The organism is Streptomyces sp. NPDC012794 (assembly GCF_042901085.1).
Classification (GTDB): Bacteria; Actinomycetota; Actinomycetes; order Streptomycetales; family Streptomycetaceae; genus Streptomyces.
This window is the reverse complement of sequence record NZ_JBIBCI010000023.1, coordinates 13,690-37,261: the sequence shown is the minus strand read 5'-3', so window position 1 is coordinate 37,261 and position 23,572 is coordinate 13,690. Positions and strand designations below refer to the sequence as shown.

The following is a 23,572-nucleotide window of genomic DNA, read 5'->3' as shown; positions in this document are numbered from 1 at the left end:
GGAAACTGTGGACGATGCCCGGGGGCTTACCCCCGGCGGGCATCAGGTGGAGGAGGCGCTGTGAGCAGCGACCCGTGGGGCCGAGTCGACGAGACCGGCACCGTGTACGTGCGTACTTCCGAGGGCGAGCAGGTCGTCGGCTCGTGGCAGGCGGGCACCCCCGAGGAGGCCCTGGCCTACTTCGAGCGCAAGTACGAGGGCTTGGTGGTCGAGATCGGCCTCCTCGAACGGCGGGTGCGGACCACCGATCTGTCCGCCAAGGACGCCCATACGGCCATCGAGCACCTGCGGACGCAGGTGGACGAGCACCACGCCGTCGGTGACCTCGACGCGCTGCGCGTCCGGCTCGACAAGCTGGCGGCGACGGTGGACTCGCGGCGCGAGGAGCGCAAGGTCCAGAAGGCCAAGCAGGCGGACGAGGCCCGTTCGGCCAAGGAGGCCCTGGTCACCGAGGCGGAGCAGCTGGCGCAGAGCGACCAGTGGCGCAGTGCCGGTGAGCGGCTGCGCGCGCTCGTGGACATCTGGAAGGGTCTGCCCCGGCTCGACCGCAAGTCGGACGACGAGCTGTGGCACCGCTTCTCGCACGCCCGCTCCGCCTTCTCCAAGCGCCGCAAGGCGCACTTCGCCGCGCTCGACGCCCAGCGCGAGGACGCCCGCAAGGCCAAGGAGAAGCTGGTCGCGGAGGCCGAGGCGCTGTCGAAGTCGACGGACTGGGGTCCGACGGCCGCCCGCTACCGCGAACTGATGGACAGCTGGAAGGCGGCGGGCCGGGCGCAGCGCGAGGCCGAGGACGACCTGTGGAACCGTTTCCGCGGTGCGCAGGACGTCTTCTTCGCGGCGCGCAGCGAGGTCTTCGCGGAGCGTGACGCCGAGCAGGTCGAGAACCTGAAGCTGAAGGAGGAGCTGGCCGCCGAGGCGGAGAAGCTCCTCCCGGTGACGGACCTGAAGGCGGCCCGGGCCGCGTTCCGCTCCGTCAACGAGCGCTGGGAGGCCATCGGCCACGTGCCGCGCGACGCCCGTCCCAAGGTCGAGGGCCGGATGCACGCCGTGGAGCGGGCCATCCAGGAGGCCGAGGAGGGCGAGTGGCGCCGTACGAACCCGGAGGCGCGGGCCCGCGCCGCCGGGCTGACGGGGCAGCTCCAGGCGGCCGTCGACAAGCTGCGTGAGCAGATCGACGCGGCGCGCGCGGCCGGCAACAACGCGAAGGCGGACAAGCTGTCCCGCGAGCTGGAGGGCCGGCAGGCCCTGCTGGACCAGGCGCTGAAGGGCCTGGAGGAGTTCGGCGGCTGACGCCGGCCGTTCGTGCGGACGGGCACCACCGGTTCGGTCCGGTGGTGCCCGTCCGGCGTTCCGGGGCGAGCGGCGGCCGGGGCCTTCCCGGCCCCTCGGCCGGGGGCTCGCGCGTACCGTGCGCGGGCCCTGTCAGTGCGTCCCGTTCGTCCTGCGGTTCGGACGCGGGCTGCGCGTCCGTCACACCTGACGCATGTGTACCGTTGTACGGTGCCGCCCCGGGCGGCTCTCTGCCGGGCGACCAGGATCGATTGTGACGCACACCCATATACGCGCTGATGTCCCAGACCCCCTTCTCGCTGCCCGGCCCGTCGGCGACAAGAGGGGGCGGGGACCCCGGGGGGCCGGACGGCGCGTACTCGCCTCCCTGAAGCGCGCCCGGAAGGCGCTGCTGATCCACATCTCGCTGCGCGCCACCGGGCTCGCCGTGATGGCCGTCTGGGCCCACCGCGAGGGCGTGGGGCTGCTGGAAGTCCTGGGCGGGCGCTGGGACTCCGACTTCTACCTGCACATCGCCGAGCACGGTCTGACGACGGAGATGCCCGCGTCCTGCGCCCCGGTGGGGCCGGGCTGCCACATGGCGTTCTTCCCCGTCTACCCGATGCTGGTGCGGTGGACCGCGAACGTCACGCAGCTGCCCGTGATGTGGGCGGCGATCGGGGTGGCGCTGTTCGCGTCGGTGATCGCCGCGTGGGGGATCTTCGCCGTCACGGACAGGATCTACGGACGCCGGGTCGCCCTCTTCACCTGCGCCCTGTTCGCGATCGTGCCGACGGCGCTGGTCCAGTCGATGGCGTACACCGAGCCGGTGTTCATCGCCCTGTCGGTGTGGGCGATGTACGCGGTGATGGCGAAGTCCTGGTTGACGGCCGGTGTGCTGGCCTTCTTCGCCGGAGCCACCCGGCCCTCCGGGTCCGCGATCGTCGCGGCCGTGGTGCTGGCGGGCGTCTGGGAGTACGTGCAGTGGCGCCGCAAGCGGCGTGCGCAGCGTCCGGCCGTGGGCCGGATCGTCGTGGCCTCGCTGATCGCCCCGCTGGGCTGGTTCGGGTACGTGGGCTACGTGGGCCTGCACTTCGGCCGCTGGGACGGCTACTTCGAGCTGCAGCGCCGGTGGGGGTCCGTCTACGACGGCGGTCTCTACACCCTCAACGAGCTGAAGCGGACCTTCACCGAGGGGCACATCACCCTCAACCACCTGGTGGTCTCGCTGACGGTGGTCACGGCCGTGGTGCTGTTCGTCCTGATGACGCGCAGGCGCCGGCCCCCGGTGGTCCTGTGGGTCTTCGCGGCCATGATCATGCTGATGGCGCTGGGCGGCGCGGGCTTCTACTCCTCGAAGATGCGCTTCATCATGCCGGCCTTCCCGCTGCTGTTCCCGTTCGCGCTGGCCCTGGCCCGGGCCCGCAGGAGCACCGTGGTGTGGATCGTCGGTTCGGCCACCGCCGTCTCCGCCTTCTTCGGCGGCAATCTCAACTTCGTCTGGTGGGGCTGCCCCTGATCCGGCCGCCGCCCGGTACGACCGTGGGCGCCGTCCCCTCGGGGGGCGGCGCCCACGGTCGTGTCAGGCGTCGTGGCCTACGGCCGGCGGGCCGAGGTGACGCGGTAGACGTCGTAGACGCCCTCGACGCCCCGTACGGCCTTCAGGACGTGGCCCAGGTGCTTCGGGTCGCCCATCTCGAAGGTGAACCGGGAGGTGGCCACCCGGTCGCGGGAGGTCTGCACGGCCGCGGAGAGGATGTTCACGTGCTGGTCCGACAGGACCCGGGTGACGTCCGACAGCAGGCGGGACCGGTCGAGCGCCTCGACCTGGATGGCGACCAGGAAGACGGAGGACTGGGTCGGCGCCCACTCCACCTCCAGCATCCGCTCGGGCTGCTGGGAGAGGGAGTCGACGTTGACGCAGTCGGCGCGGTGAACCGATACGCCGCTGCCCCGCGTGACGAAGCCGATGATCGGGTCGCCCGGGACCGGGGTGCAGCAGCGGGCCAGCTTCACCCACACGTCGTCGACGCCCTTGACGACCACACCGGGGTCGGCGTTGCCGCGCCGCTTGCCGCGGGCGCGCGACGGCGGGACGCTCTCCTCGATGTCCTCGTTGGCGGCCTCCTCGCCGCCGAGGGCCTGCACCAGCTTCTGCACGACGCCCTGCGCGGCCACGTGGCCCTCGCCGATCGCCGCGTACAGGGAGGAGATGTCCGGGTAGCGCATCTCGTGCGCCAGGGTGACCAGGGAGTCGCCCGTCAGGATCCGCTGGATCGGCAGGTTCTGCTTGCGCATGGCCCGCGCGATGGCGTCCTTGCCGTGTTCGATGGCCTCGTCGCGGCGCTCCTTGGAGAACCAGGCCCGGATCTTGTTGCGGGCCCGGGGGGACTTCACGAAGCCGAGCCAGTCCCGGGAGGGGCCCGCGCCCTCGGCCTTGGAGGTGAACACCTCGACCAGGTCGCCGTTGTCCAGGGTCGATTCGAGCGGGACGAGCCGCCCGTTGACCCGCGCGCCGATGGTGCGGTGGCCGACCTCGGTGTGGACCGCGTACGCGAAGTCCACGGAGGTCGCGCCGGCGGGCAGCGCGATGACGTCGCCCTTGGGGGTGAAGACGAAGACCTCGTTGCGGGAGAGGTCGAAGCGCAGCGAGTCCAGGAACTCGCCCGGGTCCTCGGTCTCCTTCTGCCAGTCGAGCAGCTGGCGCAGCCAGGCCATGTCGTTGACCGTGTCGTGGCCGGCGCTGCCCTTGGCGGCCTGCGGGACGTCGGTGCGGACCTTCGAGGCCCCGGCGACGGTCTGCTGCTTGTACTTCCAGTGCGCGGCGATGCCGTACTCGGCGCGGCGGTGCATGTCGAAGGTGCGGATCTGGAGCTCGACCGGCTTGCCGCTGGGCCCGATGACCGTCGTGTGGAGCGACTGGTACATGTTGAACTTGGGCATCGCGATGTAGTCCTTGAACCGGCCGGGGACCGGGTTCCAGCGCGCGTGCACCGTGCCGAGGGCGGCGTAGCAGTCCCGGACGGTGTCCACGAGGACGCGGATGCCCACCAGGTCGTAGATCTCCGCGAAGTCACGGCCGCGGACGATCATCTTCTGGTAGACGCTGTAGTAGTGCTTGGGTCTGCCGGTGACGGTGGCCTTGATCCGGGCCGCGCGCAGGTCGGCCTGCACCTCGTCGGTGACGACGGCCAGGTACTCGTCGCGCTTGGGGGCCCGCTCGGCGACGAGCCGCACGATCTCGTCGTACATCTTGGGGTAGAGGATCGCGAAGGCGAGGTCTTCGAGCTCCCACTTGATCGTGTTCATGCCGAGGCGGTGGGCCAGCGGCGCGTAGATCTCGAGGGTCTCGCGGGCCTTCTTCTCCTGCTTCTCCCGCTTGAGGTAGCGCATGGTGCGCATGTTGTGCAGGCGGTCGGCGAGCTTGATGACCAGGACGCGCGGGTCCTTGGCCATGGCGACGACCATCTTGCGCACGGTCTCGGCCTGCGCGGCCTCGCCGAACTTGACCCGGTCCAGCTTGGTGACGCCGTCGACGAGGAGGGCGACCGCGTCGCCGAAGTCGCGGCGGAGCTGCTCCAGGCCGTACTCGGTGTCCTCGACGGTGTCGTGCAGCAGGCCCGCCATCAGGGTGGCGGGGTCCATGCCCAGCTCGGCGAGGATGGTGGTCACCGCGAGCGGGTGGGTGATGTACGGGTCGCCGCTCTTGCGCTTCTGGCCGCGGTGCCAGCGTTCGGCGACCTGGTAGGCCTGCTCGATCTGGCGCAGCGTCGCCGTTTCGATCTTCGGGTCATTGCTGCGGACTATGCGGAGCAGAGGTTCCAGTACCGGGTTGTACGGGTTGGAACGCTGCACGCCGAGGCGCGCCAGCCTGGCGCGCACGCGGTTGGAGGACCCGGCCGGCCTGGCCGGCACGGGCTTGACCGGCGGGGCCGGCGGGGGCGTGGCCGCGGCCGCCGCGGCCCGCTCGGCCTGCGGGTCGGGCTGTGCGGCGGAGAGTGGCTGGACCTCGTCTGGCAAGAGCGCTCCTCTGGGGGTCCCCCCGGACGGCGTCCGGGGGAGGATCCGGGGGCCCGGGCAGGTCCGGATAACCCATGGTAGCGAGGGTTGTGCCGCCCTGTTCTCCGTGGTCGCTCCCCGGGACACCGCCCCCGGGCCCGCACGGCCCGGCCTGCGGCGGCCGGCCCCGCACACGGAAGCGGCGGGCTCCCGGGTGTCCCGGGAACCCGCCGCTCACGCAGGCAGGGGGGTCAGATCACGATCAGGGCGTCCAGCGGGGCGCCCGCCAGGGAGGGGGCCAGCTTGGCCCGCCCCGGGAGGAAGGACAGCTCCATCAGGACCGCCACGCCGGCGACCTCGGCACCGGCCCGCCGGATCAGCTCCAGCGAGGCCTCGGCGGTGCCGCCGGTGGCGAGGACGTCGTCGATGACCATGACCCGGTCACCCGCCGACAGGTCCTCCGCGTGGACCTCGATCTCGGCGGTGCCGTACTCCAGCTCGTACGACTGCCCGAGCGTGGCGCCCGGGAGCTTGCCGGCCTTGCGTACGGGCACGAAGCCGATGCCCGCCTGTACGGCGACCGGGGCCGCGAGGATGAACCCGCGCGCCTCCAGGCCGACGATCTTCGTCGCCCCGTACCGGACCGCCAGCTCCACCAGCGCCTCCGTCAGCGCCGCGAAGGCCTTCGGGTCGGCGAGCAGCGGGGTGATGTCCTTGAACACCACGCCGGGCTTCGGGTAGTCCAGGACGTCCTTGATGCGGCCGAGCAGCAGCTCGCGCAGTTCGGGAGTGGAGGCCGCGGTCACCGGCGCCGCCTCCCCTGGCCGCCCTGGGCCACGACCTGCGCGGAGTCCTCCGGCTCGGCGTCCGCGTCGGCGTCCTCGCCCTTGGCACCGCCGGCGGCGCGCTTCGCGAGCACCCGCTTGGTCAGCGCCTTCATCGCCGGCTCGCGCTCCTTCAGGTCCACGACCAGCGGGGTCGCGATGAAGATGGAGGAGTACGCGCCGGCCGCGAGGCCGACGAACAGCGAGAGCGAGATGTCGTTGAGCATGCCCGCGCCCAGGAAGCCGCCGCCGATGAAGAGCAGGCCGGCGACCGGGAGCAGTGCGACGACGGTCGTGTTGATCGAGCGGACCAGCGTGCCGTTGATGCTGCGGTTGGCGATCTCGCTGAAGGTGTAGCGGGTCTGCTTGGTGATGTCCTTCGAGCCCTCCTTGAGACCGTCGAAGACGACGACGGTGTCGTAGAGGGAGTAGCCGAGGATGGTGAGCAGACCGATCACGGTGCCCGGGGTGACCTCGAAGCCGACCAGCGCGTACACACCGACGGTGATGGTGAGGTCGTGGATCAGCGCGATGAGCGCGGCCACGGCCATCCGCCACTCGAAGGCGATGGCCAGGTAGATCACCACGAGGATCATGAAGACGCCGAGGCCGGTCCAGGCCTTGTTCGCGATCTGCTCGCCCCAGCTCGGGCCGACCAGGTCGGCGTTGATCTGGGCCGCGTCGACCTTGAGCTCGGTGCCGAGCTGCTTCTTCACGGACGCGGCGGAGTCGGTGTCCAGACCGGAGATCTGGATGCGCAGGCCGCCGGTGCCGAGCTCCTGGACGATCGCGTCGTGCCCCGAGGCCTTCTCCGCGCTCTCCGTCGCCTTGGCGACGGAGACGGTGGTCTTCGGGGTGGTGAAGACGGCCCCGCCCTTGAACTCGATGCCCATGTTGAGGCCCTGGACGGCCAGGGCCACGATCGCCGTGATGGTGATCAGGATGGAAACGCCGTACCAGAGAAAGCGCTTGCCGACGAAGTCGTAGCCGACATCACCGCGGTACAGCTTGGCGCCGAGATCTCCCAGCTTCGACATCTCTCACGCCTCCTTTGCGTCGACGGGGGCGGGAACGGGCGCGCTGCGGCGGGACCGGCGCAGCGGCGGCTTGGCGCCGAGCCGCTGCGGGTCGAGCCCGGACCACGGGTGCCCGCTGGAGAAGAACTTCGTGCGGGCCATCAGGGTCATGATCGGCTTGGTGAACAGGAACACCACGACCACGTCGAGGAGGGTGGTCAGACCCAGGGTGAAGGCGAAGCCTTGGACCTTGCCGACCGTGACGATGAAGAGCACGGCGGCGGCGAGGAACGACACGAAGTCGGAGACCAGGATCGTGCGGCGGGCCCGCGGCCAGGCGCGCTCGACGGCCGGACGCAGGGTGCGGCCCTCGCGGATCTCGTCACGGATGCGCTCGAAGTACACGATGAACGAGTCGGCGGTGATGCCGATCGCGACGATCGCGCCGCAGACGGCGGGCAGGTTCAGGGCGAAGCCGATGCCCTTGCCCAGCAGCGCCATGATCGTGTAGGTGAGCACCGCGGACACCATGAGGCTGACGATGGCGATGAAGGCCAGACCGCGGTAGTACACGAGCAGGTAGATCACCACGAGCGCGAGGCCGATGGCGCCGGCGATGAGGCCGGCCTTCAGCTGCTCGCCGCCGAGCGCGGCGGTGACGGTGGTGACGCTGTCCTCCTGGAAGGACAGCGGCAGGGCGCCGTACGAGAGCATGTTGCCCAGGTCCTGCGCGGACTGCTGGGTGAAGCCGCCGGAGATCTCGGCGTTGCCGCCGGTCAGCGCCTGGCTGACGGACGGGTCGGAGATGACCTCGCCGTCGAGCACGATCGCGAACTGGTTCTGCGGGGACTGCTTGGTGGCCAGCTCACCGGTGATCTTGGCGAACTTGTCGGCGCCCTTGTCGGTGAACTGCATGGTGACGATCCACTGACCGCGCTGCTGGTCGATGACGCCCTGGGCGTCCTTCACGTCCTGGCCGTTGACCTGGGCCGGACCCAGCAGCCACTTGCCCCAGACGGTGCCGCGCTGACCACAGGCGATCATCGGCTCCTCGGGCTTGACGCCCTTGCCGGCGGCGGCGCGCTGGTCCTCCTTGGTGCAGTCCAGCGCGGCGAACTTCGCCTGCAGGTCCGCCGCGGCCGGGTCGGCCGACGGGGTCGGAGCGGGAGCCGGGGCCGAGGCGGGGGGCGTGGCCTTGTTGTCGTCTGCCTTCTTCGACTCGCTCGCCGACGGCGAGGGAGTGGGGGTGCCCGGGGCCTTGAGGGCCTCGCTGAGCACACGGCCCTGAGAAGTGGCGCTGGACGACGGGGTGGCCGACGCGGAGGGCTTGGAGCCCTCGGACTTCGGGGCGCCGGAACCGCTCGCGGAGGGGCTCGCGGAGGGGTTCGCGGGCGTGCTCGGCTTCGGCTCGGGAGCGACGGGAGCGCCGTCGGCGAACGCCAGCACGGGGCGGAAGTACAGCTGGGCGGTGGTACCGACCTGCTCGCGGGCCTGCTGCTCGTTCGTCCCCTTGGGGATGTTCACGATGATGTGGTCGCGGCCCTGGGTCTGGACCTCCGACTCCGAGACGCCGAGACCGTTGACGCGGCGCTCGATGATGCCGACCGCCGTGTTCATGTTGGTCTCGTTGACGGCGTCCGGCTTGCCGGGCTCACTCTTGGCCTTGAGCGTGATGCTCGTACCACCGGCGAGGTCGATGCCCAGACGGGGCGTCGTCTGCTTCGTGAGGAACATCCCCGCGGTGAGCGCCACCATCGCGATCAGGATGAGGGCCAGGGCACGCCCCGGCCTCCCCTGAGCCCCCGTGGGCCGCCGGCCCTTCTTCGGTGCTGCCACCTTGTCGTATCTCCCTGTCCAACCGTCCCGCGCCGGGTCAGCGCGCGGACGGCCACGAAATGTGTGGTGGGGACCCCTGCCCCCCGCAGAAGTTCACTGCGGGAACCGCGGCGGATGCCGGTCGGACACCGCCGCGGCCCCTGCCGGACGCTACTTGGCGCCGGGCTCGCCGTCGGTCTTGCCGTCCTTCGGCTCGTCGTCGCCCTTGGGCTCGTCCTTCTTGCCCAGGTCGAGCTTGGGGGCGTCGCCCTCGGTCAGCGAGGAGGCGTCGTCGGGGACGACCGGGGCGTCCTCCTCCGGAGTCTCGGAGAAGCCATGGACGATCCGGTTGTACTCGGCGTCCTCCAGCACGGCGCCGATGGCGTTCTTCGCGTAGACCGCGTGGACACCGGGGGCCACCTCGAGGGTGACGGTGTCCTCGCCGATCTCCTTGACGGTGGCGTACATGCCGCCGATGGTGCGCACGCCGGTGCCGGTCGTCATCTGGTCACGCATCTGAGCGGCCTGGGCCTGCTTCTTCTTTGCGGACCGGGTCATCAGGAACATCGCCCCGATGAGCACGATGAACGGGAGCAAGAAGCTGATGTTGTTCACGGGACGAGGATCCTTCGCACGGCCGCGCCGGGGAGCGGCCATTTCTACGGGGGTGGGCACGCCGACCCGAAGGGTCGGCATCGGCGGAGTCTAGGCGAGTCCGCACCGATGGAACAACGCCCAGCATGGCACCGCAGTTCCTGACCGGTCGAACCTCCGCGCCGTCAGGCCCCGAACAGGCCCTGTTGTCCGCTTGATCCACGGCCGCCCGGCTGCGGCGGGGCGAGCCCCAGGTGGGCCCATGCCGCGGGGGTCGCGACCCGGCCGCGCGGGGTGCGGGCGAGGAGCCCCTCCCTGACGAGGAAGGGCTCGGCGACCTCCTCGACCGTCTCGCGCTCCTCCCCCACGGCGACGGCGAGGGTGGACAGCCCGACGGGCCCGCCGCCGAACAGCTTGAGCAGGGCCTCCAGCACGGCCCGGTCCAGCCGGTCCAGTCCGCGCGCGTCCACCTCGTACACCTGGAGGGCGGTGGCGGCCACCTCGCGGGTGATCACTCCGTCGGCCCTCACCTGCGCGTAGTCGCGGACGCGGCGCAGCAGCCGGTTGGCGATGCGGGGGGTGCCGCGGGAGCGGCCGGCGATCTCGGCGGCCCCGGCGGTGTCGATCTCCACGTCGAGGAGGCCGGCGGAGCGCCGGATGACGCGTTCCAGCTCGACGGGGGCGTAGAACTCCATGTGCCCGGTGAAGCCGAAGCGGTCCCGCAGGGGCGGCGGGAGCAGGCCGGCGCGCGTGGTTGCCCCGACGAGGGTGAAGGGCGGCAGCTCCAGCGGGATGGCGGTGGCTCCGGGGCCCTTGCCGACGATCACGTCGACGCGGAAGTCCTCCATGGCCATGTACAGCATCTCCTCGGCGGGCCGGGACATGCGGTGGATCTCGTCGAGGAAGAGGACTTCCCCCTCCTGGAGGGAGGACAGGATCGCGGCGAGGTCCCCGGCGTGCTGGATGGCGGGGCCGGAGGTGATCCGGATGGGCGCCCCCATCTCGGCGGCGATGATCATGGACAGGGTGGTCTTGCCGAGGCCGGGCGCGCCGGACAGCAGGACGTGGTCGGCGGTGGCGCCGCGCTGGCGGGCGGCCTTCAGCACGAGGTCCAGCTGCTGGCGGACCTTCTCCTGGCCGACGAACTCGCCGAGGTCCTTCGGGCGCAGCGCGGCCTCGACGGCGGTGTCCTCCCCGTCGGCCGCCGCGGTGACCAGCCTGTCGGGCTCGGAGGTGCCGGTGTCGTCGTCGTCCCAGTTCACGGTGGTCAGTCTGCCTTCTCCGTCGTTGCGTTGTTCAATCCAGGCCCCGCCGTTACCCCCGCGCCGGCCCGGCCCCGCCGGGGGCCGTTCCACCGGGGCGGCGGTTGCGGAGCGTTCGTACGGGGTCCGGCACGCGCCCCGCGCCGGCTCAGCGGGCCCGGCTGAGGGACTGCAGCGCCGCCCGCAGGAGCTGCGGGACGGGGGCCGAGCCGCCGGCGGCGATGGCGGCCTCGGCCTGCGGCGTCACCGCGGACACGGCCTCGTCGGCCTCCCGTGCGGCATAGCCGAGGCCGATCAGCGCGGCGGTGAGCTGCTCGGTCCAGGGGGCGGGTCCCGACGCGGGCGCGCGCTGGGCTCCGACCACCGGGCCGGGGGCGCCCAGCTTGTCCTTCAGCTCCAGCAGCAGCTTCTGCGCGCCCTTCGGCCCGATCCCCGGGACCGCCGTCAACGCCTTCGCGTCCCCCGAGGCGAAGGCCGCCCGCAGCGCGTCCGGGCTGTGCACGCCGAGCATCGCCTGGGCCACCCGCGGGCCGACGCCGCTCGCGGTCTGGAGCAGCTCGAAGACCTGGCGTTCGTCGTCGTCGGCGAAGCCGTACAGGGTCAGCGAGTCCTCCCGTACGACCAGCGAGGTGGCCAGCCGCGCCTGCTCGCCCACCCGCAGTCCGGCGATGGTGCCGGGCGTGCACTGCACGGCCATCCCCACGCCCCCGACCTCGATCACGGCCAGGGTGGGGGTGAGCGCGGCGACCTGGCCGCTGACGAAGGCGATCATCGGGTACGGCCTTTCGGGGCGTTCGGGGTCCTGCCCGCGCTCGGGGCGCTCGGCGCGTGGACGGCGTTCAGGGCGTGCGCGGCGCGCGCGCCGGTGGCGTGCCGGGCCACCGCCTGCTGGAGGCGGTTCTGGGCGGGGGCCCGCCAGATGTGGCAGATGGCGAGGGCGAGCGCGTCGGCGGCATCGGCCGGCCTGGGCGGTTCGGTGAGCCGCAGCAGCCGGGTCACCATCGCCCCGACCTGCGCTTTGTCGGCGCGACCGCTGCCGGTGACGGCGGCCTTGACCTCGCTCGGGGTGTGCAGCGCGACCGGTATCCCGCGGCGCGCGGCGCACAGCATGGCGACGGCGCTGGCCTGGGCGGTGCCCATGACGGTGCGGACGTTGTGCTGGCTGAAAACCCGCTCCACGGCCACGCATTCGGGCCGGTGGGTATCGAGCCACTCCTCGATGCCGGCCTCGATCGCGACGAGCCGGTCCCCCAGCTCCGCGTCGGCGGGCGTCCGTACGACCCCGACGCCGATCATGGTCAGGGGCCGTCCGGCGATCCCCTCGACCACGCCGACACCGCATCGCGTCAGCCCCGGGTCCACGCCCAGTACGCGCACGCGCGCCCCCTCCTCCGACCACCGTTCGCCTGTCGGTGCAGGCTATCCGCCCCCACTGACAAAGCGGCGGGCCGACAGGGTGTGTCCTGTCGGCCCGCCGGAGGGAGAGCGGGAAGGCGCGGCGCCGGTCAGGCGTCGACCTTCTCCATGACCTCGTCCGAGACGTCGAAGTTGGCGAAGACGTTCTGCACGTCGTCGCTGTCCTCCAGCGCGTCGATCAGCTTGAAGATCTTGCGCGCGCCCTCTTCGTCGAGCTCGACCTGCATGGTCGGGACGAAGCTGGAGTCGGCCGAGTCGTAGTCGATGCCGGCTTCCTGGAGCGCGGTACGGACCGCGACCAGGTCGGTGGCCTCGCTGATGATCTCCCAGGTGTCGCCGTTGTCGTTGACCTCTTCGGCACCGGCGTCCAGGACCGCGTCAAGGACGTCGTCCTCGGAGAGGCCGGCCTTGGGCAGGAGGATGACGCCCTTGCGGTTGAACAGGTACGAGACCGAGCCCGGGTCGGCCATGGAGCCGCCGTTGCGGGTCATGGCGACGCGGACGTCGGAGGCGGCACGGTTGCGGTTGTCGGTGAGGCACTCGATGAGCACCGCGACGCCGTTGGGGCCGTAGCCTTCGTACATGATCGTCTCGTAGTCGGCGCCGCCGGCCTCGAGGCCGGCGGCGCGCTTGACCGCGGAGTCGATGTTCTTGTTCGGGACCGACTGCTTCTTGGCCTTCTGAATGGCGTCGAAGAGCGTCGGGTTGCCCTCGATGTCCGTGCCGCCCATACGGGCCGCGACCTCGATGTTCTTGATCAGCTTCGCGAAGAGCTTGCCGCGCTTGGCATCGATCACGGCCTTCTTGTGCTTCGTCGTAGCCCATTTAGAGTGGCCGGACATCCGCCTGTCTCCTTCGCGTAACCAACAGTGTTCACCGACGATCCTACCGGGACCTCGTCACAGCCCCGCGCGCACCATGTCGACGAAGTACGCGTGGACGCGGTCGTCGCCGGTCAGTTCGGGGTGGAAGGAGGTGGCGAGGACGTTGCCCTGGCGCACGGCGACGGTGTGGCCGTCGTACGTGGCCAGCACCTCGGCGGCGGCGCCGACCGACTCGACCCACGGGGCGCGGATGAAGACGCCCTCGACGGGGCCCCCTTCTATGCCCGCGAAGTCGATCCGGGCCTCGAAGGACTCGTTCTGGCGTCCGAAGGCGTTGCGGCGCACGATCATGTCGATGCCGCCGAGCGTCTCCTGGTCGTCACGGCCGTCGAGCAGCTTGTCGGCGAGCATGATCATGCCGGCGCAGGTGCCGTAGACGGGCATGCCGGCGCGCACGCGCTCGCGCAGCGGCTCCAGCATGCCGAACAGCACGGCGAGCTTGGACATGGTCGTGGACTCGCCGCCGGGGATCACCAGGGCGTCGACCTCGGAGAGCTCCTCGGGACGCCGGACCGGCCTGGCCACGGCGTCCGCCGCGGCCAGGGCGATCAGGTGCTCCCGTACGTCGCCCTGGAGTGCCAGGACACCGATGACGGGGGGATTGCTCATGCTGGTTACCAGCCCCGGTTGGCGTAGCGCTCGGCCTCGGGGAGGGTGTCGCAGTTGATGCCGACCATGGCCTCGCCCAGGTTGCGGGACGCGTCCGCGATGACCTTCGGGTCGTCGAAGAAGGTGGTGGCCTTCACGATGGCGGCGGCGCGCTTGGCCGGGTCACCGGACTTGAAGATGCCGGAGCCGACGAAGACGCCCTCGGCGCCCAGCTGGCGCATCAGGGCGGCGTCGGCCGGGGTGGCGACACCGCCGGCGGAGAACAGCACGACGGGGAGCTTGCCGAGCTCGGCGACCTCCTTGACGAGCTCGTACGGGGCGCGCAGCTCCTTGGCGGCGGCGTACAGCTCGTTGTTGTCGAAGCCGCGCAGCTTGGCGATCTCGTTCTTGATCTGGCGCAGGTGGCGGACGGCCTCGACGACGTTGCCGGTGCCGGCCTCGCCCTTCGAACGGATCATGGCCGCGCCCTCGGCGATGCGGCGCAGGGCCTCGCCCAGGTTGGTGGCACCACAGACGAAGGGGGTGGTGAAGGCCCACTTGTCGGAGTGGTTGACCTCGTCGGCCGGGGTCAGGACCTCGGACTCGTCGATGTAGTCGACGCCGAGGGACTGGAGGACCTGGGCCTCGACGAAGTGGCCGATGCGGGACTTGGCCATGACCGGGATGGAGACGGCCTCGATGATCTCTTCGATCATGTTGGGGTCGGACATGCGGGCCACGCCGCCGTCCTTGCGGATGTCGGCGGGGACCCGCTCCAGGGCCATGACGGCCACGGCGCCGGCGTCCTCGGCGATCTTCGCCTGCTCGGCGTTGACCACGTCCATGATCACGCCGCCCTTGAGCTGCTCGGCCATGCCGCGCTTGACGCGGGACGTGCCGATGGCCGACTCAGCGGACTGGGAAGAGGTGGGAAGCGTGCTCACGGGTTGACCTCACTCGAAAGGAACTCGAAAGGGAAGACGGGCGGTACTCGCTGAGAAAACCCCACCGACCAGTCCACTACAAGGGCCAATGTGGAGCCGGTGGCTCTTTCACTTGTCCCCCGCGGCCCTATGAGGATCAGGCGGGGCGGTCCGCGAGGTCCACCGGAGGCTCATCGTCCATTTCGAAGGCCAGCGGGAACGGCGCGTGTCCCGCCAGTCTGAACCACCGCACCTTGCGATGGCGGCGCAGCGCGCGGGCGGCCCGTACGGAGTCGTTGAGGAACCTGCGGGCCATGGGCACCCGGCGCACCGCCGCGGCGAGCTCCTCGGCGGCCTCCTCGCCGCCCGGGGCCGCCTTGAGCACCTCCACCTGGTCGGCGTCGGCGAACACCGCCCGCAGCGCCTGGCTGAGCTCGCTCTCGGCGACCTCCCGGTGCTCCTCCTCCGCCTGCCGCGCGGCGTGCGCGGCCTCGTACAGCACCAGCGAGGAGGCGGGGTCGAGCGCCCCGGAGGTGGCCACCTCCAGCACCACGGAGGCCCGCCGCACGAGCTGCGCGTCGAGGGCGGCCCGGGCGGCGTCCATCCGCGTGTGCAGCCGGTCCAGCCGCCCGGCGGTCCAGCTGAGATAGACCCCGACGACGGCGAGCGCCACCGCGATCCAGACAAGGTTTTCGATCACGGGCGGCGACACTACCCGCTGCGGACGCCTACGTGTCCCGCGAGAAGCCGAGGCGGGTGCGGAGGGAGACCCGTTCGTCGGCGGCGACGGCGGCCGCGCCGGCGGTGACGGTCTCGTACACGGCGAGGATGTCCGCGCCCACCGTCGACCAGTCGAAGCGGCGGACGTGCGCCGAGCCGCGGGCGCTCAGTTCCGCGCGCCGGGCCGGGTCGCGCAGGAGGGCGGTCGCCGCCGCGGCCAGGGAGGCGGCGTCCTCGTTGGCGAACAGCTCTCCCGCCGCGCCCTGGTCCAGGACCTGGGCGAAGGCGTCGAGGTCCGAGGCCAGGACGGCGGCGCCCGCCGAGAGGGCCTCGACCAGGATGATCCCGAAGCTCTCGCCGCCGGTGTTGGGGGCGACGTAGACGTCCACGCTGCGCAGCAGGCGGGCCTTGTCCTCGTCGGAGACCATGCCGAGGAACTCGACCCGGGAGCGGAGCTCCGCCGGGAGGGAGGCCACGGCCTCCTCCTCGTCGCCCCGGCCCGCCACGAGCAGGCGTACGTCCGGGCAGGCCCGGGCGATGGCCGGGAAGGCGGCCATGAGCACCGGGAGGCCCTTGCGGGGTTCGTCGATGCGGCCGATGAAGCCGAGGGTCCCCCCGCTCCACTCGGCCTTGGGCTCGGCCCGCGCGAAGAAGTCGACGTCGACGCCGTTGGGGATGACCACGGCGTCCCCGCCGAGGTGCTCCACCAGCGTGCGCCGGGCGTACTCGCTCACCGCGATCCGGGCGCTGATCTTCTCCAGCGCCGGCTGGAGGATCGGGTACGCGGCGATCATCGCCCGCGAGCGGGGGTTGGAGGTGTGGAACGTCGCCACGATCGGGCCCTGGGCCGCCCAGCAGGACAGCAGGCCCAGGGAGGGCGAGGCCGGCTCGTGGATGTGGATCACGTCGAAGACGCCCTCGTGCAGCCAGCGGCGTACCCGGGCGGCGGAGAGGAAGCCGAAGTTCAGCCGGGCGACCGACCCGTTGTAGGGCACCGGCACCGCCCGTCCCGCCGAGACCACGTAGGGGGGCAGCGGGGTCTCGTCGTCCGCCGGGGCCAGCACCGACACCTCGTGGCCCAGGCGGATCAGGTGCTCGGCCAGGTCACGGATGTGGAACTGGACGCCGCCCGGGACGTCCCAGGAGTACGGGCACACGATGCCGATCTTCACTACGGGCGCTCCTCCAGGTCATCGAGCCACAAGCGCTGCAGCATGTGCCAGTCCTCCGGGTGCTCGGCGATCCCCGTCGCGAAGGCGTCCGCGACCGCCTGCGTCATGGCGGCGGTCTTCTCGATCCGCGTGCCCTGCCGCGGCACCTCCACCTCGGGGTGGAACCGGCCGTACATCTTCGGCTCGTCCCCGTAGTGCAGCGTCGCCGGGAGCAGCACCGCGCCCGTCTGCTGGGCCAGCAGGGCGGGCCCCGCCGGCATGCGGGCGGTGGCCCCGAAGAAGTCCACTTCGACCCCGGAAGCCGACAGGTCCCGGTCCGCCACGAGGCAGACCAGCCCGCCGGAGCGCAGCCGCCGGGCGAGGGTGCCGAAGGCGGCGCCGCCGTTGTGCGGCAGCACCTCCATGCCCAGGCTCTCGCGGTAGGCCACGAAGCGGTCGTAGAGCGTCTCGGGCTTGAGCCGCTCGGCGACCGTGGTGAAGGGAACACCGATGTGGCCGATGGCCCAGGCGCCCGCGAGGTCCCAGTTCGCCAGATGCGGCAGGGCCACGACGACTCCGCGCCCGCTGGCGAGGGCCTCGCGCAGCAGGTGCTCGTCCGTGAACGCGACATCCGTGGAGAACCGCTTCGGATCCATCGTGGGCAGCCGGAAGGACTCCATCCAGTAGCGCATGTACGAACGCATGCCCGCGTGCGACAGCTCGCGCAGCCGCTCGGGGGTCGCGTCGGGCACCACCCGGGCCAGGTTGGACTCCAGCCGCAGCACGCTCCTCCCGCGGCGCTTCCACGCCACGTCGGCGATCCTGCGGCCGAGGGCCACCGCCGCCGGCTCGGGCAGCTTCTTCACGCCCGCCCAGCCGAGCCCGTACAGCCCGTCGACCAGCTTGTCCTGCGCCTTGCCCATCAGGCCGCCCCGCCCTCGGCGCCGGCGGCCGCCGCGTCGGCCTCGGCCGCCTCACGGCGTACGGTGACCACCCGCTGCACCAGCGTGACGAGCGAGCCCGCCGCCACGATCCACAGCGCGACGGGCAGCAGCACCCCGATCCACGAGGGGACGCCGAAGGTCTGCAGCCCGGACAGGCCGGCCGCGACCAGCGAGATCACCAGTCGCTCGGCCCGTTCGACGAGCCCGTTGACGGCGACCGGCAGCCCGATCGCCTCGCCGCGGGCCTTCGTGTACGAGACCACCTGCCCGCTGGCCAGGCAGAAGATCGCCACCGCGCACAGGGCGTTGTCGTTCCCCTGACCGGCGTACCAGAGCGCGAGGCCGCCGAAGATCGCGGCGTCGGCCACCCGGTCGAGCGTGGAGTCGAGGAACGCCCCCCAGCGGCTGGAGAGCCCCGCCTGGCGGGCCATGTTCCCGTCCACCAGGTCGGAGAAGACGAAGAGGGTGATGGTGATGGTGCCCCAGAAGAACTCGCCTCTGGGGAAGAAGACCAGCGCCCCGGCCACCACTCCGGCCGTACCGATGAGGGTGACGGCATCCGGGCTCACCCCCCGGCGCAGGAGAAACGCGGCGAACGGCGTGAGAACACGCGTGAAGAACGCACGCGCGTACTTGTTCAGCATGGCCTTCCCAGAGGGTCGGTGGGCCGAGCGGCCACCACGGCCACCGGCTGGCCCATCGTAGCCAGCGCCCCGCGCCCGCAGTGCCGCGCACCCACCGGTTGGCTCCCGCTCGCCGCCCGCGGCGGGCCCGTGTCACCCGCCCGCCGCGCGGGCGGCCGTGGCCGGTACCACGTATGGACGCGGTGTGACGGCAGTGCAAAGCTCGAAGGACCCCGATCACCCTCCTCACCGCGACACCAGGAGGCACGAGCGCCATGGGAGCCACATCACACCAAGCCGGAGCCGCCGGCAGGGCACTGACGGCCGACCGCCCCGATTCCGTACGGAACGTCGTGCTGGTCGGCCACAGCGGCGCGGGGAAGACGACCCTGGTCGAGGCCCTGGCCCTGACGGCGGGGGCCGTGAACCGGGCCGGACGGGTCGAGGACGGCACCACGGTCTCGGACTACGACGAGATCGAGCACCGCCGCCAGCGCTCCGTACAGCTGTCCCTGGTCCCCGTCGAATGGGCCGGAATCAAGATCAACCTCCTGGACACCCCCGGATACGCCGACTTCGTCGGGGAACTCAGGGCCGGTCTGCGCGCCGCGGACGCGGCCCTCTTCGTCGTCTCCGCCTCCGACGGGATCGACGGGGCCACCCGGATGGTCTGGGACGAATGCGAGGCCGTCGGCATGCCGCGCGCCATCGTCGTCACCCATTTGGAGGCAGCCCGCGCCGATTACTCCCAGATGACCACCGTCTGCGGGGAGATCTTCGGCGCCGACGACCCGGACGCCGTCGTCCCGCTCTACCTCCCGCTGCACGGACCGGCCGGACCGGACGGCCACTCCCCCGTCAACGGGCTCCTGGGCCTGCTCTCCCGGCGCGTGTACGACTACACCTCCGGCGAGCGGGCCGAGCGCGACCCGGACCCCGCCGAGCTCGCCCTCATCGACGAAGCCCGCTCCCGCCTCATCGAGGGGATCATCGCCGAGAGCGAGGACGAGACCCTCATGGACCGCTACCTCGGCGGTGAGGACATCGACGTCAAGACACTGATCGACGATCTGGAGCGGGCCGTCGCCCGGGGCACCTTCCACCCCGTCCTGATGGCCGCCCCGGCGGCCGACGGCGCCCGCCAGGGCCTGGGCACCGTGGAACTCCTCGAACTGATCACGGGCGGCTTCCCCACCCCCGCGGAACGCGCCCCCCTCGGCGTCACCGCCCCCGACGGCTCCCTGCGCCCCGACGTCACCTGCGACCCGGCCGGGCCGCTCCTCGCCGAGGTCGTCAAGACCTCCTCCGACCCCTACGTCGGCCGCGTCTCCCTGGTCCGCGTCTTCTCCGGCACCCTGCGCCCCGAGGAGGCCGTCCACGTCTGCGGCCACGGCCCGGAGGACCGGGGCCCCGAGGGCCGTGCCCTCCACGAAGCAGACGAGCGGATCGGCGCCCTCACCTCCCCCTTCGGCAAACAGCAGCGCACCCTCGGCGCTTGCATCGCGGGCGACCTCGCCTGCGTGGCCAAACTCACCCGCGCCGAGACCGGCGACACCCTCTCCGCCAAGGACGCCCCGCTCCTGATGGAGCCCTGGCCGATGCCCGACCCACTGCTCCCCCTCGCCGTCGAGGCCCACAGCAAGGCCGACGAGGACAAGCTCTCCCAGGGCCTGGCCCGCCTGGTCGCCGAGGACCCCACCCTGCGGCTGGAACAGAACCCGCACACCCACCAGCTCGTCCTGTGGTGCCTGGGCGAGGCCCACCAGGACCTCGTGCTGGAGCGGCTGAAGACCCGCTACGGGGTCCGGGTCGACCCCGTCCCCCACAAGGTCAGCCTGCGCGAGACCTTCGGCGCCAAGGCCGCCGGGCGGGGCCGGCACGTCAAACAGTCCGGCGGCCACGGCCAGTACGCCATCTGCGAGATCGAGGTCGAACCGCTCCCGCCCGGCAGCGGCATCGAGTTCGTCGACAAGGTCGTCGGCGGCGCGGTGCCCCGCCAGTTCATCCCCTCCGTGGAGAAGGGCGTACGCGCCCAGGCCGCCCGCGGGGTCGCGGCCGGCTATCCGCTGGTCGACGTACGCGTCATCCTGCGCGACGGCAAGGCGCACTCGGTGGACTCCTCCGACGCCGCCTTCCAGACGGCGGGCGCCCTCGCCCTGCGCGAAGCCGCCGCCGACATCCCGATCCACCTGCTGGAGCCCGTCGCCGAACTCGACGTCGAGGTGCCCGACGAGTACGTCGGCCCGGTCATGAACGACCTCGCCGGCCGCCGCGGCCGCGTCGTCGGCACCGAGCAGGCCGGCCCCGGCCGGTCCCGGGTGCGGGCCGAGATCCCCGAGATCGAGATCGGCCGCTACGCCGTGGAACTGCGCTCCGTGTCCCACGGCACGGGCCGCTTCAGCCGCGCGTACGCCCGGCACGAGCCCATGCCGCCGCATCTCGCGGACAAAGTTCGCGAACAGGAGCAGAAGGGGAGTTAGTTGACATAACGCCCGGAGGCCGCCCACCCAACCCGCTTGCGGTGGGCGGTATTTCCCTGTCCCATGACCATGGGGACGAGTACGCCTATAGGCTCTTCGCCGCGACGGAGAGCACAACGGACCACAACAGAGCGCGACACGCCGCGAAAGCGGCACGGCAGTACGGAAGTACAGCACGACCGGAACGACCGGAACGACTAGTACGACGGCACCACGGGCAAAGAGCACAGTGGCACGGCGATGGGGGCAGCGGTGGCGGACGACGGTTTCGACTTCAGGCCCGGAGCACAGATTCCTCTGCAGGGGGGCGGCGGCCAGACCGCGGCGACCAACGCGCTCGCCTCCGCCGCGTACCGCGACGGCGGCAGGGACACCAAGCTGGCGACCATCCTCACCGCGAACAGCGAGAACCACCCCGCCTCGGTCAAGCCGCCCAAGATCTCCCTCTTCGAACCCAACCTCGGCGAGGCCTTCTGCCGCGCCGTCGAAGCCCGCACCCTCGGCGCCGGCCGCAAGCCGCTCATCCAGTCCTTCGGCGCCGACCCGCAGACCGTGGTCGAGCACTGCCTGGCCGCCTCCCGGATCCGCAAGGAACGCGACCGCAAGCTGCGCCTGATCACCCTGGTCAGCGGAGTGGCGTTCCTGCCCGGGCTGCTGCTGTGGCTCGGCCTCTTCCAGCTCCGCAGGACCCTGTCCGGCGGCGAGGGCAAGAAGAGCGGCTGGATCGGCACCGCCCTGCTGGTCGGGGTGGTCCTCTTCGGCGCGGTGCTGCTCTACCGGGTCGTGTACCGCCAGCCCGGCAGCGGCCTGCTGGAGCTCTACCTGCTCGGCGCGCTCCTCGCCCCCGTCCTCGGCTGGTACCTGGCCCGACGGATCTGCGAGACCACCGCCGCCGACCTGCGCTCCCGCTGGGACGGCCTGCTCGGGGGCGGCGCACCCGTCGCCGCCAAGATCCCGGAGGCGGTCCCGGGCAACCCCGACGAGAAGGCCCGCGAGGACCTGCGCCGGCAGCTGGCGAAACTGACCGCGGAGGACCGCAGCAACTCCGTCTTCTACGCCGGCCCCAAGGGCATCCTCGGCATGGGCACCCGCTGGGGCAGCTGGCAGATGGCCGAGGAGCTGACCCCGAAGGTGGACGGGCGCGACATCCACCCCTTCCGCAGCTGGGACGTCATACGCGCGATCGACACCGAGCTGCGCAAGCTGGAGCGCGGCCCGCTGCACACCGGCGGCTTCCCGCCCGCCTCGATCCAGCACTGGATCGTCACCCCTGTCGGCGAGGGCGCCGCCGAAGTGGCCCGGCCGAGCGGCGAGGACGTCGACACCTTCCTGGTCAAGCCGCACGAGATCACCCGGATCTGCAACGAGCAGCAGTTCAGCGCCGGCAACCGGCACTACCTCGGCATCCAGTACCCGCTCTGGGACGGCCAGCTCGTCATCACGATGCTGGTCACGGTCACCGTCCTCTACAAGACCCTGCGCGTGGACGTCACCGCGCACGCCCTCGGCCCCGTCCACGGCCTGTTCACCACCAAGTCCAAGGCCCCCGTGGTCGAGGTCCCCAAGTCGATCCGCTTCTGGGAGACCGTGGAGCGCCCGCTGCCGCTGGTGGACACCATGGAAGTCGTACGCCTGGCCGTGCGCGCCCCCCTGACCTGGTACCCGCCGCTGCTGGAGTACTTCGGCGGCAAGCTGGTCCTGCCCGAGCCCTTCGGCCTGCGGCACGTGTGGGCGAGCTCCATGTGGCGCCACCGCTTCATGGCGGACGACGCCCTGCGCACCGTGGCCCCGGTCCTGCGGTCGGTACACCGGGCGACCTTCAGGGTGCTGGAGGAGAACGGCGTGGACACCTCGGCCTTCACCAACCGCTCCTCGATCATGAACGGCCTCGTCCAGGAGCCCGCCCCGCGGAAGGCGGACGTCTACGACGCCTAGCTACGCTGGAGGAGCCGCAGCCGCCGGAAGGAAGCACCGTGACCGAGCGCAAACCGCCAGGAGTCAGCTTCGAGTCCTTCGTGGACCGGCAGATCAGAGAGGCCGCCGACCGGGGCGAGTTCGAGAAACTGCCGGGCTGGGGCCAGCCGCTGTCCTCGCTGGACGCCCCGTACGACGAGATGTGGTGGATCAAGGAGAAGCTGCACCGCGAGGGCTTCTCCACGCTGCCGCCCGCGCTGGCCCTGCGCAAGGAGGCCGAGGACGCCCGGGAGGCCGCCCTGGCGGCCGGAACGGAGCGGCGGGCCAGGGCGATCCTGACGGAGGTCAACGAGAAGATCCGCACGGCCCTGCGCCGGCCGCCGCCGGGCCCGCCGCTCGGCCTCGCCGAGTTCGACGTCGAGGCCGTCCTGGCGGAGCGGCGGTCCGGCCGTACGGAGGGTTAAGCCGGCCGTTCCGCGCTGCCGGCTCCGCCTCGGGCTAGGCCGTCTCTTCCGGATCTTGCTTGACCGGCAAGATCCGAAAGAGACGACCTAGTCGTTCGGCCAAGCGTCGGCGAGCATCTGGCGGGTGTCCGCGAGGAGTTGCGGCAGCACCTTGGTGTGCCCGACGACCGGCATGAAGTTCGTGTCCCCGCCCCAGCGGGGCACGATGTGCTGGTGCAGGTGAGCGGCGATGCCGGCGCCCGCCGCCGAGCCCTGGTTCATGCCGATGTTGAAGCCGTGCGCCCCAGAGGCCTTGCGCAGCGCGACCATGGCCCGCTTGGTCAGGTCCGCCAGCTCCGCCGTCTCCGGCGCGTCGAGCTCCGTGTAGTCGGCGACGTGACGGTAAGGGACGACCATCAGGTGGCCGCCGTTGTAGGGGTAGAGGTTCAGCACGGCGTAGACGTGCTTGCCCCGCGCCACGACCAGGCCCTCGGTGTCGGACATCTCCGGAATCCCGCAGAAGGGACAGCCGTCCCCGGCTTCCGGGCCGGTCGGCTTGTTCTCGCCCTGGATGTAGGCCATCCGGTGGGGCGTCCACAGACGCTGGAACGCGTCCTGCGTGCCCACACCGATCTGCTGCTCCGGCTCAATCGTCATAGGCGCAGCATATGACCTCGTCCGGACCGACGAGCGGGGCCCCCGGAAAG

Annotated in this window: 21 protein-coding genes; 5 read left to right on the top strand and 16 right to left on the bottom strand. The window is 71.6% G+C overall.

Annotated elements, in window-relative coordinates; all coding sequences use genetic code 11:
• The first annotated feature begins 60 nt into the window (after window positions 1-60).
• Both ACFY7H_RS30055 and ACFY7H_RS30050 read left to right on the top strand, forming a co-directional pair.
• Entirely contained in the window at window positions 61-1,290 is a 1,230-nt protein-coding gene (locus ACFY7H_RS30055) for a DUF349 domain-containing protein (RefSeq protein WP_388944458.1), read from the top strand.
• A gap of 253 nt (window positions 1,291-1,543) precedes the next feature.
• The gene (locus ACFY7H_RS30050) at window positions 1,544-2,788 is read left to right on the top strand and encodes a hypothetical protein (protein WP_388944456.1); all 1,245 of its coding nucleotides are present in this window, start codon (window positions 1,544-1,546) and stop codon (window positions 2,786-2,788) included.
• 77 nt (window positions 2,789-2,865) lie between these two features.
• Here ACFY7H_RS30050 and ACFY7H_RS30045 read toward each other — a convergent pair whose 3' ends face one another.
• From ACFY7H_RS30045 to pgsA, 15 genes are all read right to left on the bottom strand, one after another.
• A complete protein-coding gene (locus tag ACFY7H_RS30045; protein WP_388944453.1) occupies window positions 2,866-5,289 on the bottom strand; it encodes a RelA/SpoT family protein in 2,424 nt (807 codons plus the stop codon).
• 230 nt (window positions 5,290-5,519) lie between these two features.
• Window positions 5,520-6,074, bottom strand: a complete 555-nt coding sequence (locus tag ACFY7H_RS30040) for an adenine phosphoribosyltransferase (RefSeq protein ID WP_388944450.1) — start codon at window positions 6,072-6,074, stop codon at window positions 5,520-5,522.
• Window positions 6,071-7,129 carry a protein translocase subunit SecF gene (gene secF, locus ACFY7H_RS30035; protein ID WP_388944448.1) on the bottom strand — a complete coding sequence of 353 codons (1,059 nt, stop codon included), beginning with the start codon at window positions 7,127-7,129 and terminating at the stop codon, window positions 6,071-6,073. Before secF ends, ACFY7H_RS30040 begins: the two co-directional genes overlap by 4 nt.
• 3 nt (window positions 7,130-7,132) lie before the next feature.
• Window positions 7,133-8,944, bottom strand: coding sequence for a protein translocase subunit SecD (gene secD, locus ACFY7H_RS30030; protein ID WP_388944445.1), 1,812 nt, complete (start codon window positions 8,942-8,944; stop codon window positions 7,133-7,135).
• A 150-nt stretch (window positions 8,945-9,094) separates the two neighbouring features.
• Complete coding sequence (gene yajC / locus ACFY7H_RS30025; RefSeq protein WP_388944442.1) at window positions 9,095-9,538, bottom strand: preprotein translocase subunit YajC; 444 nt, start codon at window positions 9,536-9,538, stop codon at window positions 9,095-9,097.
• A gap of 164 nt (window positions 9,539-9,702) precedes the next feature.
• Complete coding sequence (gene ruvB / locus ACFY7H_RS30020; protein ID WP_388944439.1) at window positions 9,703-10,779, bottom strand: Holliday junction branch migration DNA helicase RuvB; 1,077 nt, start codon at window positions 10,777-10,779, stop codon at window positions 9,703-9,705.
• A 148-nt stretch (window positions 10,780-10,927) separates the two neighbouring features.
• Complete coding sequence (gene ruvA / locus ACFY7H_RS30015) at window positions 10,928-11,551, bottom strand: Holliday junction branch migration protein RuvA (protein WP_388944436.1); 624 nt, start codon at window positions 11,549-11,551, stop codon at window positions 10,928-10,930.
• On the bottom strand, window positions 11,548-12,156 hold the full coding sequence (gene ruvC, locus ACFY7H_RS30010) for a crossover junction endodeoxyribonuclease RuvC (protein ID WP_388944432.1): 609 nt from the start codon (window positions 12,154-12,156) through the stop codon (window positions 11,548-11,550). The genes ruvA and ruvC overlap by 4 nt, the downstream gene beginning before the upstream one ends.
• A 128-nt stretch (window positions 12,157-12,284) precedes the next feature.
• Window positions 12,285-13,037, bottom strand: a complete 753-nt coding sequence (locus ACFY7H_RS30005; protein WP_388944430.1) for a YebC/PmpR family DNA-binding transcriptional regulator — start codon at window positions 13,035-13,037, stop codon at window positions 12,285-12,287.
• Window positions 13,038-13,094: 57 nt separating this feature from the next.
• Window positions 13,095-13,688, bottom strand: coding sequence for a pyridoxal 5'-phosphate synthase glutaminase subunit PdxT (pdxT, locus tag ACFY7H_RS30000; protein ID WP_388944427.1), 594 nt, complete (start codon window positions 13,686-13,688; stop codon window positions 13,095-13,097).
• A 5-nt stretch (window positions 13,689-13,693) separates the two neighbouring features.
• Window positions 13,694-14,611: a pyridoxal 5'-phosphate synthase lyase subunit PdxS gene (gene pdxS, locus ACFY7H_RS29995; protein WP_388944424.1), complete on the bottom strand. Its 918-nt coding sequence runs from the start codon at window positions 14,609-14,611 to the stop codon at window positions 13,694-13,696.
• 136 nt (window positions 14,612-14,747) lie between these two features.
• Entirely contained in the window at window positions 14,748-15,290 is a 543-nt protein-coding gene (locus tag ACFY7H_RS29990; protein ID WP_388944421.1) for a hypothetical protein, read from the bottom strand.
• A 28-nt stretch (window positions 15,291-15,318) separates the two neighbouring features.
• On the bottom strand, window positions 15,319-16,482 hold the full coding sequence (locus tag ACFY7H_RS29985) for a glycosyltransferase family 4 protein (protein ID WP_388944418.1): 1,164 nt from the start codon (window positions 16,480-16,482) through the stop codon (window positions 15,319-15,321).
• Complete coding sequence (locus tag ACFY7H_RS29980) at window positions 16,482-17,384, bottom strand: phosphatidylinositol mannoside acyltransferase (RefSeq protein ID WP_388944415.1); 903 nt, start codon at window positions 17,382-17,384, stop codon at window positions 16,482-16,484. Before ACFY7H_RS29980 ends, ACFY7H_RS29985 begins: the two co-directional genes overlap by 1 nt.
• Window positions 17,384-18,049, bottom strand: a complete 666-nt coding sequence (pgsA, locus tag ACFY7H_RS29975) for a phosphatidylinositol phosphate synthase (protein ID WP_388944412.1) — start codon at window positions 18,047-18,049, stop codon at window positions 17,384-17,386. The genes ACFY7H_RS29980 and pgsA overlap by 1 nt, the downstream gene beginning before the upstream one ends.
• A gap of 254 nt (window positions 18,050-18,303) precedes the next feature.
• Here pgsA and ACFY7H_RS29970 point away from each other — a divergent pair, with 254 nt between their 5' ends.
• From ACFY7H_RS29970 to ACFY7H_RS29960, 3 genes are all read left to right on the top strand, one after another.
• Window positions 18,304-20,508, top strand: coding sequence for an elongation factor G-like protein EF-G2 (locus ACFY7H_RS29970; RefSeq protein ID WP_388944409.1), 2,205 nt, complete (start codon window positions 18,304-18,306; stop codon window positions 20,506-20,508).
• A gap of 240 nt (window positions 20,509-20,748) precedes the next feature.
• Complete coding sequence (locus tag ACFY7H_RS29965; RefSeq protein WP_388944406.1) at window positions 20,749-22,443, top strand: hypothetical protein; 1,695 nt, start codon at window positions 20,749-20,751, stop codon at window positions 22,441-22,443.
• Between the two features lie 38 nt (window positions 22,444-22,481).
• Window positions 22,482-22,886 (top strand): DUF1992 domain-containing protein, encoded by a 405-nt coding sequence (locus ACFY7H_RS29960; protein ID WP_388944403.1) that lies wholly within the window; start codon window positions 22,482-22,484, stop codon window positions 22,884-22,886.
• An 87-nt stretch (window positions 22,887-22,973) separates the two neighbouring features.
• Here the strand turns inward: ACFY7H_RS29960 and ACFY7H_RS29955 are convergent, their stop codons facing one another.
• Window positions 22,974-23,522 carry an HIT family protein gene (locus tag ACFY7H_RS29955; RefSeq protein WP_388944400.1) on the bottom strand — a complete coding sequence of 183 codons (549 nt, stop codon included), beginning with the start codon at window positions 23,520-23,522 and terminating at the stop codon, window positions 22,974-22,976.
• Window positions 23,523-23,572 lie beyond the last annotated feature (50 nt).

Coding starts and splice junctions, on each gene's coding strand:
- secF (WP_388944448.1), bottom strand. CDS start 7,129: ATGTCGAAGCTGGGAGATCTCGGCGCCAAGCTGTACCGCGGTGATGTC.
- ruvA (WP_388944436.1), bottom strand. CDS start 11,551: ATGATCGCCTTCGTCAGCGGCCAGGTCGCCGCGCTCACCCCCACCCTG.
- ACFY7H_RS30005 (WP_388944430.1), bottom strand. CDS start 13,037: ATGTCCGGCCACTCTAAATGGGCTACGACGAAGCACAAGAAGGCCGTG.
- pdxT (WP_388944427.1), bottom strand. CDS start 13,688: ATGAGCAATCCCCCCGTCATCGGTGTCCTGGCACTCCAGGGCGACGTA.
- ACFY7H_RS29980 (WP_388944415.1), bottom strand. CDS start 17,384: ATGGGCAAGGCGCAGGACAAGCTGGTCGACGGGCTGTACGGGCTCGGC.
- pgsA (WP_388944412.1), bottom strand. CDS start 18,049: ATGCTGAACAAGTACGCGCGTGCGTTCTTCACGCGTGTTCTCACGCCG.
- ACFY7H_RS29970 (WP_388944409.1), top strand. CDS start 18,304: ATGGGAGCCACATCACACCAAGCCGGAGCCGCCGGCAGGGCACTGACG.
- ACFY7H_RS29965 (WP_388944406.1), top strand. CDS start 20,749: ATGGGGGCAGCGGTGGCGGACGACGGTTTCGACTTCAGGCCCGGAGCA.
- ACFY7H_RS29955 (WP_388944400.1), bottom strand. CDS start 23,522: ATGACGATTGAGCCGGAGCAGCAGATCGGTGTGGGCACGCAGGACGCG.